The sequence below is a fragment of the Bradyrhizobium sp. STM 3562 genome (assembly GCF_045571435.1).
Taxonomy (GTDB): Bacteria; Pseudomonadota; Alphaproteobacteria; order Rhizobiales; family Xanthobacteraceae; genus Bradyrhizobium.
Window position 1 is genome coordinate 4,502,138 of record NZ_CP120694.1, and the last position, 15,578, is coordinate 4,517,715.

At 63.1% G+C, this 15,578-nt stretch carries 15 protein-coding genes; 7 read left to right on the plus strand and 8 right to left on the minus strand.

Annotated features, from left to right (window positions below):
• Positions 1–5: 5 nt before the first annotated feature.
• The 3 genes from P6U23_RS20880 to P6U23_RS20890 all read right to left on the minus strand — a co-directional run bounded on the left by P6U23_RS20880 (position 6) and on the right by P6U23_RS20890 (position 2,969).
• Complete coding sequence (locus tag P6U23_RS20880) at positions 6–839, minus strand: formate/nitrite transporter family protein (RefSeq protein ID WP_407174484.1); 834 nt, start codon at positions 837–839, stop codon at positions 6–8.
• A 361-nt stretch (positions 840–1,200) separates the two neighbouring features.
• Positions 1,201–2,364 carry a CmpA/NrtA family ABC transporter substrate-binding protein gene (locus P6U23_RS20885; protein ID WP_407174486.1) on the minus strand — a complete coding sequence of 388 codons (1,164 nt, stop codon included), beginning with the start codon at positions 2,362–2,364 and terminating at the stop codon, positions 1,201–1,203.
• Complete coding sequence (locus tag P6U23_RS20890; protein WP_024511055.1) at positions 2,361–2,969, minus strand: ANTAR domain-containing response regulator; 609 nt, start codon at positions 2,967–2,969, stop codon at positions 2,361–2,363. Before P6U23_RS20890 ends, P6U23_RS20885 begins: the two co-directional genes overlap by 4 nt.
• Positions 2,970–3,164: 195 nt before the next feature.
• Here P6U23_RS20890 and rimO point away from each other — a divergent pair, with 195 nt between their 5' ends.
• The 4 genes from rimO (at position 3,165) to argC (ending at position 7,208) form a co-directional block, all read left to right on the plus strand.
• The gene (gene rimO, locus P6U23_RS20895; protein WP_407174489.1) at positions 3,165–4,484 is read left to right on the plus strand and encodes a 30S ribosomal protein S12 methylthiotransferase RimO; all 1,320 of its coding nucleotides are present in this window, start codon (positions 3,165–3,167) and stop codon (positions 4,482–4,484) included.
• A gap of 61 nt (positions 4,485–4,545) precedes the next feature.
• Positions 4,546–4,779 (plus strand): hypothetical protein, encoded by a 234-nt coding sequence (locus tag P6U23_RS20900; protein WP_407174491.1) that lies wholly within the window; start codon positions 4,546–4,548, stop codon positions 4,777–4,779.
• Positions 4,780–5,009: 230 nt separating this feature from the next.
• Positions 5,010–6,206 carry an acetylornithine transaminase gene (locus P6U23_RS20905; RefSeq protein WP_407174493.1) on the plus strand — a complete coding sequence of 399 codons (1,197 nt, stop codon included), beginning with the start codon at positions 5,010–5,012 and terminating at the stop codon, positions 6,204–6,206.
• Between the two features lie 24 nt (positions 6,207–6,230).
• Positions 6,231–7,208, plus strand: a complete 978-nt coding sequence (argC, locus tag P6U23_RS20910) for an N-acetyl-gamma-glutamyl-phosphate reductase (RefSeq protein ID WP_407174494.1) — start codon at positions 6,231–6,233, stop codon at positions 7,206–7,208.
• 47 nt (positions 7,209–7,255) lie between these two features.
• Here the strand turns inward: argC and P6U23_RS20915 are convergent, their stop codons facing one another.
• From P6U23_RS20915 to pcsA, 3 genes are all read right to left on the minus strand, one after another.
• The gene (locus P6U23_RS20915; RefSeq protein ID WP_407174495.1) at positions 7,256–8,230 is read right to left on the minus strand and encodes a quinone oxidoreductase family protein; all 975 of its coding nucleotides are present in this window, start codon (positions 8,228–8,230) and stop codon (positions 7,256–7,258) included.
• An 84-nt stretch (positions 8,231–8,314) separates the two neighbouring features.
• Complete coding sequence (locus tag P6U23_RS20920; RefSeq protein ID WP_407174496.1) at positions 8,315–9,037, minus strand: TerC family protein; 723 nt, start codon at positions 9,035–9,037, stop codon at positions 8,315–8,317.
• A complete protein-coding gene (pcsA, locus tag P6U23_RS20925; RefSeq protein WP_407181530.1) occupies positions 9,034–9,768 on the minus strand; it encodes a phosphatidylcholine synthase in 735 nt (244 codons plus the stop codon). The genes P6U23_RS20920 and pcsA overlap by 4 nt, the downstream gene beginning before the upstream one ends.
• 140 nt (positions 9,769–9,908) lie before the next feature.
• Here pcsA and P6U23_RS20930 point away from each other — a divergent pair, with 140 nt between their 5' ends.
• Complete coding sequence (locus P6U23_RS20930) at positions 9,909–11,144, plus strand: UbiH/UbiF family hydroxylase (protein ID WP_407174497.1); 1,236 nt, start codon at positions 9,909–9,911, stop codon at positions 11,142–11,144.
• Here P6U23_RS20930 and P6U23_RS20935 read toward each other — a convergent pair.
• The gene (locus P6U23_RS20935; RefSeq protein WP_407174498.1) at positions 11,113–12,066 is read right to left on the minus strand and encodes an AEC family transporter; all 954 of its coding nucleotides are present in this window, start codon (positions 12,064–12,066) and stop codon (positions 11,113–11,115) included. The genes P6U23_RS20930 and P6U23_RS20935 overlap by 32 nt on opposite strands.
• Positions 12,067–12,171: 105 nt before the next feature.
• Here P6U23_RS20935 and hspQ point away from each other — a divergent pair, with 105 nt between their 5' ends.
• The gene (gene hspQ, locus P6U23_RS20940) at positions 12,172–12,504 is read left to right on the plus strand and encodes a heat shock protein HspQ (protein WP_024513238.1); all 333 of its coding nucleotides are present in this window, start codon (positions 12,172–12,174) and stop codon (positions 12,502–12,504) included.
• A 105-nt stretch (positions 12,505–12,609) separates the two neighbouring features.
• Here the strand turns inward: hspQ and P6U23_RS20945 are convergent, their stop codons facing one another.
• Complete coding sequence (locus P6U23_RS20945; protein ID WP_407174499.1) at positions 12,610–13,440, minus strand: invasion associated locus B family protein; 831 nt, start codon at positions 13,438–13,440, stop codon at positions 12,610–12,612.
• Between the two features lie 316 nt (positions 13,441–13,756).
• Between P6U23_RS20945 and P6U23_RS20950 the strand changes: the two genes are divergently transcribed.
• The gene (locus P6U23_RS20950; protein WP_407181531.1) at positions 13,757–15,544 is read left to right on the plus strand and encodes an extracellular solute-binding protein; all 1,788 of its coding nucleotides are present in this window, start codon (positions 13,757–13,759) and stop codon (positions 15,542–15,544) included.
• Positions 15,545–15,578: the final 34 nt, after the last annotated feature.

Genomic DNA, 15,578 nt, shown 5'->3' on the forward strand with positions numbered 1-15,578 from the left:
TGCCCTTATTCGGCTGCGGTCTGGGCCGCAACGGGCGCGGCCGAGATGGATTTTTGCGCGGGCTTGTAGGTCACGTAGAGCGCGAGGCCCGTGAAGACGAAGCCACCAAACAGATTGCCGAGCGTGACTGGGATCTGATTCCAAACCCACCAGTCGTAAACGCTGACCTTGGCGCCGAGCAGCATGCCCGTCGGGATCACGAACATATTGACGACGGCGTGCTCGAAGCCGAGCGCGAAGAACAGGAAGATCGGAAGCCAGGTCGCCGCAATCTTTCCAATCGTCGAGGTCGACGTCATCGCCATGACCACGCCGAGGCAGACCAGCCAATTGCAAAGAATGCCTTTGACAAAGACGCTGACCATGCCGGCCGTACCGAGCGCCGCGTTGGCGATGGTCTTGGCCTCGGAGACCGCAACGATGCGCGCGGCGACCCCGGTCACTTCGACCTTGCCCATGTTGGTAAGCGAGATCGCGATCAAGACCCCGAATGCGATGCTGCCAAGCAGATTCGCGACGAAGACCCAGGACCAGTTGGCGATCACCGCGTTCCAGCTCGCCTTGCCTTCAAGGCGCGCCAGCGGCACCAGCGCAAAACTCCCCGTAACCAGCTCGAGGCCCAGTAGCACGATGATCACGAGGCTGACGGGGAAGATCAGCGCGCCGATCAACGGCTGTCCCGTGGTCACGGCGCCGGTGAATGCAAGCGTCGTAGCCGCGCCCAGCAACGCACCGGAAAGAGCACCACGAATGAGCAGGTCGCGCGGGCCAAGCGCGAGCTTCTTGAGCCCCGCATCGATCATCGAGGCAATCACGTCGGTAGGCTTTGCGTAATCCATAGCGATGCTCCAGCAGCCACGCGGCGCGTGGTCACAACGGGTGAAGGGGCGTGCGATCGCTCGGAACTTCGACGTGCGGGCCAGCGCACTTTTGAACTTGCGAGACGATCCGGTCAGCCTCGTTGCTGCGGAAGTCCGTCTTGGACTTGGGCCAGCGGGCATCTCCGGCGGCTGGCTTGCAAACCTCTATTCAAGTTATGTGCCAATGCAGCATTCTGAGAAAAATACTGCTAAATCAAAAAGGTAATTCGGTTGCGGCGCATCAAATGAATAACGATCCATGCCTTTTCCGAAGGCAAAAGCTCAAATGGCGTGCAGCAAACTGCAGCGCCTAATCTTTAGTCAGATCAGATTGAGCGGATTACAGGCGGCTGCGCGGTATCTTGAAAGCGGCCAAATAGGCCGCCATGTCGTCCGGATTGAAGGCGGGGCCATCGAATGGCCCAATCGGACGATTTGCTGCCACGTCCGCCCCCGTACCCAGCGCGGCGTCGTAAAGCTCCGGCCTGAACACGGCCATGGCGGCCCTCAGGGCATCCGGGCTGAACCGGGCTTGTGCCCAGCGCACCATTTGAGAGTAGAGCCAAGCCGCCTGCGCCGGATCCGGCCGGCCCGCGGCTTCGCGCCCCACCAGGAGATAGCGGCTGTTCTCGCGGAAGGTGCCATCGGGCGAAATCTTCAGGCGGCCGTCCAACGTGCGTTGGATCACTTCCGCGTCCACGCCGATGCGGTCCGGCTGTGCCAGGATTCGCGCGGCCTCGGCGCGGTTTGCCGGCTGCTCGATGAAGTCGGCGGCACGGGACGCGGCGCGGACCAGGCGCGCGACCGTATCCGGATTTTTCTCGGCCCAGCCCTGCCGGATCGCGAGCACCTTTTCGGTGGCGTGCACCAGGATGTCCGCGACAAAATGCAGGATGTGGCCGACGCCGTGATCGACCGCGATTGAATTCCACGGCGCACCCACACAGAAGCCGTCGACATGCCCGCTCTCGAGGCTTTCCACCATGAAAGGCGGCGGCAGCACCACCAACCGCACATCCTCGTCGGGATCGACCCCACCCGCCGCCATCCAGAACCGCAATTGAAAATTGTGGGTGGAGAACGGGAAGGTCATGGCGAAGGTCAGGGGCTCGGCCCCGCTTTTGCGCCTTGCGGCCACCACGCGCGCCAGCGCCCGCGCCGTCGCCATCGGATCGAAGCGGTCGCCATCGATCTCAGCCATCATCGCGGCGTGCAGCGCCGCCGAGACGGTGATCGCGTTACCGTTGATGCCGAGGTTGAAGGGTGCGACGATCGGGACCTTGACATGGCCGAGCCCTAAGCTCGAGGCGATCGCGACCGGCGCAAGCAAGTGGGCGGCATCGAACAGCCCGATATTGAGCTTGTCGCGGACATTGGACCACGACACCTCCCGCACCAGGTTGACGTCGAGCCCTTCGGCTTTGGCGAATCCCTTGTCGACGGCAACGATGAGGGCTGCGGCATCGACCAGCGGAATGAAGCCGATATGAAGGGGCGTGGTCATTTCAGGAGCTCCGATGCGGTCAGGATCGACTGCGCGATCTCGCCGATCTTTTTCTTCTCGCGCATCGCGGTGGAGCGCATCAGGACATAGGCCTCTTCCTCCGTGAGCCCCTTCAATTTCATCAGGATACCCTTGGCGCGGTCGATCACCTTACGCTCTTCCAGCGCGGATTTGGTGCGGTCGAGCTCGTCCTGCAGCTTGGCGAACGCATTGAAGCGGGAGACGCACAGATCGAGGATCGGCTTGATCCGCTCTTTTTTCAGCCCGTCGACGATATAGGCGGACACGCCGGCATCCACGGAGGCCTGGATCGAGGCGGCGTCGCTCTGGTCCACGAACATGGCGATCGGCCGGCGCACTGCCCGGCTGACCTGGAACATCTGCTCCAGGATGTCGCGACTGGGGTTTTCCAGGTCGATGACGATGATGTCAGGGTCGAGCGCGTAGATGCGGGCGAGCAGGCTCTGCATTTCGCTGATCCGCACGACGCTGCTGTAGCCCGCTTCGCGCAGCCCCTCCTCCAGGATCGCGGCACGGATCGGGCTTTCGTCGACAATCACAATTTTGGGCGACTGCTCAGCTTTGGGCGGCTGCTCGGCGGTCATCGATCACTCGTCTTCGAACCCGTATGCATAGCACGGCAAATTCCGGCTTGAAGCCTTGTCTTTGTGAGCAATTAGGACTAGCTCACGGCCATCAATCAGGCAGATTTGGACGATGCAGCAGGCCTCCGCGCCAAGAATTAGCTTTGTTTCGCTTGGTTGCCTAAAAGACAACCAATGTGGTCTTTCGGGACGCTCATGAAGCCAGCCCCGCGCATATCGTTTACCAGCCTCGGCTGTCCCAAGGCGCTCGTGGACTCCGAGCGGATCATCACGCGCCTGCGTGCGGAAGGCTATGAGCTCGCCCGCAAGCATGATGGCGCTGACATCGTCATCGTCAATACCTGCGGGTTCCTGGACAGCGCCAAGCAGGAATCGCTTGCCGCCATCGGCGAGGCTATGGCCGAGAACGGCAAGGTCATCGTCACTGGCTGCATGGGCGCGGAACCGGAAGCGATCGAAACCGCCTATCCCGGCGTGCTCTCGATCACGGGACCGCAACAGTATGAGACCGTCTTGGATGCCGTGCACCGCGCGCTGCCGCCGCTGCACAATCCCCATCTCGACCTGGTGCCGCCGCAAGGCATCAAATTGACGCCGCGGCACTACGCTTATCTGAAGATCTCCGAAGGCTGCAACAACCGCTGCAGCTTCTGCATCATCCCGAAATTGCGCGGCGATCTGGTGTCGCGGCCTGCCAGCGACGTGCTACGCGAGGCGGAGCGGCTGGTCGGCGCGGGCGTCAAGGAGCTCCTGGTCATTTCGCAAGACACCTCGGCCTACGGCGTCGACCTGCGCTATGAGGCAAGCCCGTGGAAGGACCGCGAGGTCCGCGCCAAATTCGTCGATCTTGCACGCGAGCTCGGCGAACTCGGTGCTTGGGTGCGGCTGCAATACGTTTATCCCTACCCCCATGTCGACGAGGTCATCCCGCTGATGGCCGAAGGCAAGGTGCTGCCCTATCTCGACATTCCCTTCCAGCACGCAAGTCCGGAAATCCTGAAGGCGATGCGGCGTCCGGCGGCGCAGGACAAGACGCTGTCGCGAATCGCAAAATGGCGTGCGCAATGTCCGGAACTCGCCCTGCGCTCGACCTTCATCGTCGGCTTCCCCGGCGAGACCGAATCGGATTTCGCCTATCTGCTGGATTGGCTTGATGAGGCCGAGCTCGATCGCGTCGGCTGCTTCAAATACGAGCCCGTGGCCGGTGCGACGTCGAATGCGCTGCCCAATCCCGTGCCCGACGAGGTCAAACAGGAGCGCTGGAACGCGCTGATGGCGCGCCAGCAAAAGATCTCCGCGCGCCGGCTCAAGCGCAAGGTCGGCACGCGGCAGCAGGTCATCATCGACGAGATTGGGCCGACGGTGGCGAAGGGTCGTTCAAAGGCCGACGCGCCGGAGATTGATGGCTCGGTCTATCTCTCAAGCCGCCGCCCGCTGCGCGTCGGCGAACTCGTCACGGCGAAGATCGACCGCTCGGACGAATACGATTTGCACGGCAGCGTCGCGGGCTTTTGAGCCCCCGCCCCTTGGCGCTGATGGTATCCTGGCTTGATGTAATGCTGCAGGAGGACATGCGATGCCCAGGCCCCTGAAGGTCAAGATCTTTATGGATATCAGCCCGAGCGTGATCGAAGAGCAGATCAACGCCTGGCTGGAGAAGCTCGGTTCGGCGAGCATCATCAAATCCGAGACCGTGGTCACGGCCATCGCCAAGAAGTCGGGCGACGGGACCACTCCCTGCATTGTTGTGACCATCTGGTACGAGCCTCCCGCGTCCGACCAGGAACGTCCCGGTTTCCGGGCTGCTTGACACCCATGCCCTTCGGCGGTAAGGGCACGCGCCATGATCTTCACTCGGACCCAGCGCCGCGCAGCTTTCCGTCGTCACCGCCGTGACGATGACGGGTTGCGCCATGTCCGACGCCAGCGCTGAATAGATCATCAGCTCTAAGGTTTTCGAGAAGGCCGCAACCCAGGAAGTTGCGGCCTTCTCTGCATTTCGGCCCCACGTTTGATCCCACACTGCAGGAGACATCGGACATGACCAACGTCGCCCATCCGTTTGATGCGCTGATGGACATCACCGCGCGCCCGAAGAAGGTGTTCGTGCGCGGCGACGGGTCTTGGCTGTGGGATGATACCGGCAAGCGCTACCTGGATTTCATTCAGGGCTGGGCGGTGAACTGCCTCGGACATTCGCCGCCTGTCGTGGCGCAAGCGATCGCGAGCCAGGCGAAAACCCTGATCACGGCGAGCCCTGCCTATTACAACGCGGCAAGCCTCGAACTCGCCAAGGCGCTGGTCGAGAAGAGCTGCTTCGACCAGGTGTTCTTCGCCAATTCGGGCGCGGAAGCCAATGAAGGCGCCATCAAGCTCGCGCGCAAATACGGCGCCTTGCATAAGGGCGGCGCGTTCGAAATCATCACCTTTGAAGGCGGCTTTCATGGCCGGACGCTGGCGACCATGTCGGCCTCCGGCAAGAAGGCCTTCGAGCCGCTGTTCGAACCCAAGGTCAAGGGTTTCTCCAAGGCGCGGTTCAATGACATCACCTCCGTCCGCGAACTGATCAACAAGAACACCGTCGGCGTGATGCTGGAGCCGATCCAGGGCGAAGCCGGCGTGCGGCCGGCGACCGACCAATTCTTGAAGGATTTGCGGACATTGACGCAGGATCACGGGCTGCTTTTGATCTTCGACGAGATCCAGACCGGCATGGGCCGCACCGGAAAGCTCTTCCATTACGAGCATGCGGAGATCACGCCCGACATCATGACGCTCGGCAAGGGCATCGGCGGAGGCGCGCCGCTCGCGGCCCTGCTCGCCACCGAACGCGCCTCCTGTTTCGAGCATGGCGACCAGGGCGGCACATTCAATGGCAATTCGCTGATGTGCGCAGCGGGCCTTGCGGTCCTCGCGGAGGTCAGCCGGCCGGCGTTCCTGAAATCGGTGGCCGATACGGGGCTGTTCCTGGAAGCTGAATTGCAGCGCCTATCGGCGCGGCACGGCCTCGGCGAGGTGCGCGGGCGCGGCCTCTTGCTCGCGCTCGATCTGAAACTGCCGATTGGTGCCGCGCTCGTAGCGCAGGCGCTTGAAGGCGGGTTATTGCTCAACTCGCCGCGGCCGGACACGTTGCGCTTCATGCCCGCGCTCAATGTCACGCGGGAGGAGATCTTGCAGATGACCGATCAGCTCGACACGATGCTGACCAAGGCCGGAGCCGCGAGGCGGGTGGCGTAGCGAAGGAAATTGGGACATACGAACATGGCAGCGAAAGTCTTCATCGATGGCGAGGCCGGAACGACGGGCCTGCAAATCCGCCAGAGATTGCTCGGTCGGACCGATGTCGAGCTCATCTCGATCGACTCGGCGGGGCGGAAGGACCCGCAGGCGCGAAAGGAGATGCTCAACGGCGCCGACGTCGCCATTCTCTGTCTGCCGGACGATGCGGCGCGCGAGGCCATGAGCCTGATCGAAAACAAGGCTGTTCGCGTGATCGACGCCTCGACCGCGCACAGGACCCTGGACGGCTGGGCCTACGGCTTTCCGGAAATGGCAAAGGGACAGCGCGAGGCGATTGCGAAGGCGCGCTTTGTGGCCAATCCTGGTTGCTATCCGACCGGTTTCATAGCGCTGGTGCGGCCGCTGGTGGATGCCGGCCTGTTGCCACGCAGTTGGCCGGTCACCGTCAACGCCGTCTCCGGCTACACCGGCGGTGGCCGCAAGATGATCGAAGAATTCGAAGACGAAGCCTCGCCCGCGTTCACGCATGTTCCCTATCGCGTTTACGCGCTGTCTCTGGCCCATAAACATGTGCCCGAGATGAGGTCGCATGGCGGGCTCGATCATGCCCCGCTGTTTGCGCCGGCGGTGGGCCGTTACGCCCAGGGCATGATCGTCGAAGTGCCGCTCCCTCTTTATGCGCTGCCGGCCAAGCCGGCGCTTGCCGATCTTCACGCCACTTTGGCCAAGGCCTATGCCGGCGAGCATTTTGTCGAAGTGGCGACACTGGACGAAGCGGCATCCGTCACGACGCTTGCGCCTGAGGGCTTGAACGGGACCAACAAATTGAAGCTTTACGTGTTCGGCTCGAATAAGCTCGGGCAAGCCAGGCTCGTGGCCGTGCTCGATAATCTCGGCAAGGGCGCGTCAGGCGCAGCGGTGCAGAATCTCAATCTGATGCTGGGACTTCCCGAAGCCGCAGGCCTGGATGAGCCATTTGAATGGAGCACCGCTGCATAGCATGGCACCACGGCCCGCGACGAATACGGCCCATCGCGACAGAGCGGCTACGGCTTCAGGATCGAAGCCCCTGTCGTCGCGCGGCTCTCCAGATCGATATGGGCCTTGGCCGCGTCCTTCAGCGCATAAGCGTGATTGATGGGGACGTGCAGTGTGCCGTTGATGACGGCGGCGAACAGCGTATCGGCCCCCTCAAGCAATTCCTTGCGTGTGCCGATATAGTCGTTCAGTTTTGGGCGCGTCGCAAACAGCGAGCCGTGATTGTTCAACTCGGCGATCGCAAAGGGGGGCACGGGTCCTGAGGCGTTGCCGAAGCTGACGAACAAGCCGCGCCGTTTCAAACAGGACAGCGAGCCGGGAAAGGTCGCCTTACCGACGCCGTCATAGACGACATCACACAGTTCGTTGCGGCTGATCTGCTTCACGCGCGCCACGAAATCCTCCTCGTTGTAGAGGATCACGTGGTCGCAGCCGCTCGCGAGCGCAAGCTCCGCCTTCGCCTTCGATCCCACGGTGCCGATCACATGCGCGCCCTTCGCGCGCGCCCATTGGCAGGCGAGCAACCCGATGCCGCCGGCGGCCGCATGGATCAGCACCCGGTGATGCTGTTCGACCTTGAACGTCTTGTGCAGGAGGTACCAGACCGTCAGGCCCTTCAGCATCAAGACGGCGCCCTGCTCGTAGGTGATATGGTCGGGCAGCTTGACCAGCTTGTCCCATGCAATGTTGCGCTCGCTCGTATAGCCGCCGAGGTTGGTGTAATAGGCGACGCGATCGCCGGGATGAAAATGCGTCACGCCAGGGCCGACGGCGACCACTTCGCCCGCGGCTTCGTTGCCAGCGATGAATGGCAATCCCGGAGCCTTGTAGAGTCCGGTGCGGTAGTAAGTGTCGATGAAGTTCAGACCAACCGCGTGCTGGCGGATGCGCACCTCGCCGGCGGCCGGGGCCGGCACGTCGATGGCCTCATAGACCAGCGTTTCCGGCCCGCCCACCTTGTGCACGCGCACGGCCTTGACCATCACTCACCTCCCCTGGTGATCTGCCAAAAATGAAACGAATGCCATCGCACCCGTCTTGTCAACTCGACGGTCGCAGGATGCGCATCAGCCGCCCGCTCTTCGGTTGCGCCTCGCGAGCATGTTGAAGAATTCCACCGCGGCCGAGAAGGCAATCGCGAAATAGATGTAGCCGCGCGGGATGTGGAAGTGGAATCCGTCCGCGACCAGCGCGACGCCGATCAAGACCAAAAACGCGAGCGCCAGCATTTTGGTGGTCGGATGGTTCGCGACGAAGCGGGCGATCGGGCCTGAGGAGGCATACATGATGATACAGGCGATCACCACCGCCGCGATCATGATGGCGAGGTCCTGCGCCATGCCGATGGCCGTGATGATGGAGTCGAGCGAGAACACGATGTCGATCACGACGATCTGCGCAATCACCCAGACGAACGCGCTTGCGCCCTGCCCCTTGGCGTGCGCTTCCTCCTCGCCCTCGACCTCGCCATGGATCTCGTGAGTCGCCTTAGCGATCAAAAACAATCCGCCGCCGATCAGAATGATATCGCGCCAGGAAAACGCCACGTCGCGCACGGTCAGCACAGCCTCGGTCAAACCGATCAGCCAGACCAGGAGACTGAGGAGCAAAATCCGGAATAACAGCGCCAGTGCGAGTCCGATTTGGCGGGCGCGCCTCGCCAGCGGCTCCTGGATGCGCGACACGATCACGGAGATGAAGATGACGTTGTCGATGCCAAGCACGATCTCGAGCGCCGTCAACGTCAACAGTGCCGCCCAGGCCTCCGGGCTGAGTAGCAGTTGGATCATGACTTCAAGGATCTCAGGAAACGGATTGCGGCGTCGCTGGCGACGACGTAGGCCGCGATCGCGCACAAAGCTATGACGACCGGCGTTCCCACGTCGAAATCCCTAAGCAGCACATGCAGGGAAAGCACGGCCCAGAGCACGATCAACGCCAGTGTCAGCCAGCGCAGCCGAAGCGTCCGAACCGGATGCAAGACGTGGAAGGGCAGAAAGGTCGCCGCGATCAGGACGAGCACGACGATGCTCGACAGCGCCGGCGGCCAATGCAGCAGAAACAGGTAGAACGCGGCCAGATTCCATAGCCCGGGAAAGCCGCGAAAATGGTTATCCACCCCCTTCATGCGGCGATCGGCGAAGTAGAGCGCGCCCGACACGGTGATCCCGACGCCCAGCAGCGGAGCGGCCAGCGGCAACAGCAGTCCGCCGGCCGTAATGGCATAGGCCGGCACAAAGACGTAGGTGACGAAATCGACCACGAGATCGAGCACGTCGCCCGACCAGTTTGGCTGCAATCGCACCACGTCCAGTCGCCTTGCGAGCGGACCGTCGGCCCCGTCGATGATCAGCGCCGCGCCAAGCCAGAAAAACATCGCGGCCCAGTGCTCGCGCACCGCCTCCAGCAGTGCCAGCAATGCGACGCCGGCGCCGAGCGCGGTCAAGACATGCACAGAGAACGCGGCGGCCCGGGCGCCCGGCGCGGCGTGCGGCATATCCGGCTGGCTAACTTGCTCCATCATGGCCGGCGCAGTGCTATCAGGAATCGGAGGGTTTTGCACACCGGACCTTGCGGCCTTCCGCCGCGTTATTGCAACGGGAAGAGAGGCGCGGGACCGGCGATCTTGAAAATGTCGCCCGAAGGGTGAATTGTCGGGTCATGAGTAACGCTCCAGTGACCTACGATGTTGCCGTGGTTGGTGGCGGCCCTGCCGGGCTTTCCGCGGCGATTGCGCTGGCCCAGGCCGGCAGCAACACGTTGCTGATCGCCCGCCGCACACCTTACGCGGACAATCGCACCACCGCCCTGCTTGGCGGCTCCATCGACTTTCTCACGAGCCTCGGCGTCTGGGAGCGCTGCCGCGACCAGGCGGCGCCGCTGGTCGAAATGCGACTGGTCGATGACACCGCGCGGCTGATCCGCGCGCCAGAGGTGTGCTTTTCCGCAGGCGAAATTGGCCTTGAGGCGTTCGGCTACAACATTGAAAACCGTGTCCTGGTCGCGGCGCTGGAACAACGGGCCACCGAAATCGCGGGCCTGATGCGGCTCGATGACGAAGCCGAAACGGTGCTTTCGAATGACGCGGAGGTTGCGATCCTCACGACGCACGGCGCCTCGCTCTCGGCGCGGCTCGTGGTGGGCGCCGACGGACGGCATTCGCTCTGCCGCGAGGCGGCTGGAATCGCGGTTGCCAAACGCGAGTTGAACCAGGCCGCCCTTACATTCAACATCGCCCATGCCCGGCCACACCGTAACGCTTCAACCGAGTTTCACACATCTCACGGCCCCTGCGTCTTCGTACCCTTGCCGGGAAACCGCTGCAGTATCGTGTGGGTCACCTCGCCCCGGGAGGCCGAGCGACTGCTGGCGCTGACCGACAGCGAGTTGTCGGAGGCCGCGGAAAGGCAATCGCATTCGATCTTCGGCAGCGTTCGGGTCGAAGCGGGCCGGCACGTCTTTCCGCTGGCGATCGAGCGGCCGAAGCAATTTGCGCACGAACGCATCGTGCTGGTCGGGGAAGCCGCGCATGTGATCCCCCCGATTGGGGCACAGGGGCTCAATCTGGGCCTGCGTGATGCCTCCGACATTGCCGACCTCGTGGGTGAGGCGGTGCTTGCCGGCAAGGATCCCGGCGCGTCGGAGGTGCTGCAGCGCTACGATTTCGCGCGGCGTGCCGACGTCTTGAGCCGTACCTTTGTCATCGACGTTGCGAACCGTTCGCTGCTCAGCGATTTCCTGCCGATGCAGTCGCTCCGCGCCGCCGGCCTGCATCTGATCGGCTCGATCGGCCCGCTGCGACGGCTCGCCATGCGCGAGGGGCTGGCGCCGTCCTGGCACGCCTTTCGCGCAAGACCGCGAACGCCTACGGGAAGGTCAGCCGGCCGCTCTGGATGAACCACATCACGCTGGTGAGCGTGACGACGGACGCAAAAGTTCCGATCAGCACGGCGACGGACGCCTGCTCAATCCAGGCCTCGTTTTGCCGCGCGATCACGAACACATTCAGCGCAGGCGGCAGCGAGGCCATCAGCACCGCAACCGCGGCCCAGGGCTGCGCGAACGGCCCGAACAGCAGCATCAAGGCAAACGCCGCGAGCGGATGGATCAAGAGCTTGATCGCGATCACGCCCGGCACTTCCCAGGGGACTCGCCTGAACGAGCGCAGCGCCACCGTCACGCCCAGCACGAAAAGGGCTGTGGGCGCCGCGGCGTTCTGCAGGAACAGAAGCGTGTTGTCGATCGCAACAGGCAAGCGGATGTGGAAGGCAGCCGCCAGCGCGCCGGCGGCGGCCGACACGATGAGCGGATTGAGCGTGATTTGCCGCACCACAAGACCCAGCGCGTGCAGCACGGATGGGTGATCGCGGTCGGTCAATTCGATCAACAGCGGCACGATCGTGAACAGGAAGATGCTGTCGCAGCAAAAGATCAGTGCCGTCGGCGCCGCCGCCTTCGCGCCGAGCACCGCAAGCGCGAGTCCCGGGCCCATATAGCCGATGTTCCCGTAGCCTCCGGAAAGCCCGGCTAGCGTCGCTTCACGCAATGAGAGGCCGCCGGCAAACCGCCCAATCAGCAAGGCGAGGACAAACGCCGTCATCGTGCCCAAGGTGGTCGCGATCAGGAACGGCGGATTGTTCAGCTCCGCAAAGGGCGTCTTGGAGGTGATGACGAACAGCAGTGCCGGCAGCGAGACGTAAAGCAGGAAGAAATTCATCCAGGCAAGGCCGGCCTCAGGCAGGCTCTTGGCTTTGCCACAGGCATAGCCGATGAAGATCAGGCCGAAATACGGAACGGCCAGGTTGAGAATGTCGGTCATTTCGGAGGGATTTCGGCAGGCCGCCCCGCCCCGGGGCTGTTACAATGGGTTAATTCGGGCCCTTGGGCACTAGCATCCCCGCCCGTCATGGTCTATCGACAGGGAATGATCAAAGCGCGAACCGCCAAGTTCCAGATCGGTCAGATCGTGCGCCACCGGATCTTTTCGTTCCGTGGGGTGATTTTTGACGTCGATCCGGAATTCAACAACACCGAGGAATGGTGGCTGTCGATCGCGGAGGAGATGCGCCCGCGCAAGGACCAACCGTTCTACCATCTGCTCGCCGAGAACTCGGAAACCGAATACGTGGCCTATGTTTCCGAGCAGAACCTTTTGCCCGACGATTCCGGGGAGCCGATCCGCCATTCGCAGGTCTCCGAGATCTTCATCAAGGACAAATCCGGCGGCTACCGGCCTCGCAATCCCTCGTTGAACTAATTCGGCGCGTGAAATACGTCCCGTAAGCTCAAGAGAATCCTGAATGAAAAGGCGCTCCCTTCCAGAAGCGCCTTTTTTCGGATCAATTTATGGCTCGCGCCGCCGCTATTTGGCAGCCGCGCTGGGTGCCGGGCCGCCGGCCGGCTGTTGCTGCTGCTGCGGCTGGGTCTGCTCGAGCTTCTTGCGCGTCTCTTCGGCGCGCTTCTGTAACTCTTCCTGCAGCTTCTTCTGGGTTTCCTCGAACACCTTCGGATCGGTCGGCGGGCCGTCATAGGCCTTGGCGAATTCGCCGAGCGGCAGCGGCAGCGTCAGCGGCGCGCCGTTGGCATTGATCGCCTGAACCACCAGGTTCTGGCCCTTCTTCATGTTGTTGATCAGTTCCGGGGTCGCCTCGTAATCGGACATACAGCCGTTGGCGAAGCAGATCACGTAGGGGCTCTGCTGCGGCGGGTTGTTGTCGACGATGATGCGGGTACCGTGCTGGAGCTGCATGCCGAGCGGCAGCGTCACGCGGAGGATCTTCTTGGGCTCCCCTTCCGGCTCGATGATCACGGCGGCGATCACCGGCTGACCGGACTCGATGCGGCCGTCCTTGCCGGTGAAGCAGACCTGCTTGGCATTGGCGTCCTGGCCCTTCAGGCAGAACTTCGTCCATGGCGCATAGATGAGCTGGATCTGCTGGTCGGCCGGCTGCTGACCCTGGGCCGGCTGCTGCTGGGCCTGAGCGCCGGGGGCGGGCTGAGCCGCGGGCGCCTGAGCAGCCGGAGCCGGCGCATGGGGGGCCGCCTTCGGTGCCGCCTTCTTCGCACCCGGCGCGGGGGCCGGGGCCTGGGCGTGGGCGTAAGGCACAAACGGAACAGACAGCGCGGTTGCCGCCAGCAAGGCGAGTAGCCGCCCACGCGGCCCGACCGACGCGGCCAAATAGCGGAAATTCATTGCGGAAAACCCTTTCTGAACGGGAGTGCCCGAAACCGCCGGAGGCGCTAGCACCTCGCCGTCTCGCGCGGCTGTCTCCTAGTCAATTGAGGCGGATACGTGACACGTCAGCAGCCAGTCTCAATCGCTCGCCTTCATACAGGGGCGAGCCAAAAGATCAATGCCGGCAAGCGTGTTTGATGGCTTTTGATGGCTGTCACACACCTGTTGCGATGCGCTATGCTAGAACCTGCCAGTGAGCTATTCCGAATCAATTCCCTACGTTCCCGGGTTAGCTTTTAGGCCTAAGCGCAACGTCGCCGGCCTCGCGCTTGCGCTGGGCATTGGCCTCGCGCTTGCAATTCCCGCGCCGCTCGCGGCAGCGGAAAGCGATGCGATCGCCATGCACGGCGCTCCGGCCCTGCCGCCCGGCTTCAATCATATGCCCTACGTCAATCCCGACGCGCCAAAGGGCGGAAGACTCACCTGGGGACTGCTCGGAACTTTCGACAGCCTCAATCCTCTGATCGTCAAAGGTCTCGCAGCGCAGCAGATCCGCGGCTATGTGGTCGAAAGCCTGATGGCGCGCGGCAATGACGAAGCCTTCACGCTCTATGGCCTGCTCGCCAAATCGGTGGAGACGGATGACGCCCGGGACTATGTCACCTTCCATCTCGACCCGCATGCGCGCTTTTCTGACGGGCAGCCGGTCACTGCCGACGACGTGCTGTTTTCCTGGGCGCTGTTGCGCGACCACGGCCGCCCCAATCACCGGCAATATTACGCCAAGGTCGCCAAGGCCGAAGCGCTTGACCCGCTCACGGTGCGATTCGATCTCGCCGGCGCCAACGATCGCGAACTGCCGCTGATCCTCGGCCTGATGCCGATCCTGCCGCGGCATGCGATCGACATCGCCACATTTGAGGAAACCACGTTGAAGGCGCCAGTCGGTTCCGGTCCCTATCGCGTCACCGAGGTCAAGCCGGGCACCTCCGTCACCCTCACCCGCAATCCCGACTATTGGGGCCGCGATCTGCCCGTCAACCGCGGGCTGTACAATTTCGATGAGATCAAGCTCGACTTCTACCGCGAGGCCAACAGCCAGTTCGAAGCGTTCAAGCGCGGCCTCTATGACTTTCGCGTGGAGACGGAGCCGCTGCGCTGGCACGACGGCTATGATTTTCCGGCCGCACGCAGCGGCAAGGTGATCCGCGACACGATCAAGACCGGCCTGCCCGAGCCTTCGGAATTTCTGGTGTTCAACACCCGCCGCCCGGTGTTCTCGGACATCAGGGTGCGCAGAGCGCTGACGCTGCTGTTCGATTTCGAGTGGGTCAATCGCAATTACTTCTTTGGACTCTATTCGCGCAAGGCCGGCTTTTTTGCCGGCTCCGAATTGTCCGCCTATGAGCGCCCCGCCGATCCGCGCGAGCGCGAGCTCTTGAAGCCGTTCGCGGCCCGGATCGCGCCCGACATTCTCGACGGCAGCTACCGCCTGCCGGTCACCGACGGTTCGGGGCGAGACCGCGAAAGCCTGCGCAGCGCGCTCAGGCTGCTGTCGGAGGCCGGTTACGATCTCGACGGCACCGTCCTGCGGCAACGCCAGACCAAGGCGCCGCTGAGCTTCGAGATCCTCGTCACCACCCGCGACCAGGAGCGCATCGCGTTGGCGTTCGCCGGCAACGTCAAGCGCGCCGGCATCGAGGCGAAGGTTCGCCTCGTCGACCCCGTGCAGTTCGACCAGCGTCGCCTCGACTTCGATTTCGACATGATCCAGAACCGTTGGGACCAGTCGCTGTCCCCCGGCAATGAACAGTCGTTCTATTGGGGCAGCCAGGCCGCGGACATCAAGGGCACCCGCAACTACATGGGCGCCAAGGACCCCGCGATCGACGCCATGATCGCGGCGCTGCTGGCCGCGCGCGGGCATGACGATTTCATCTCGGCCGTGCGCGCGCTGGACCGGGCCCTGATGTCCGGCTTTTACGCAATTCCCGTGCTCAATGCCGGGGAGCAATGGATTGCGCGCTGGAATCGGATAGAACGTCCAGCGGCCACCTCGCTCTTTGGCTACCTGCCGGAGAGCTGGTGGCAGCATCAAGCACCAGACGCCCCTGCGAAATGAGCCCCACGCCCTGGTCAGCCAAGTGAGCCGGATC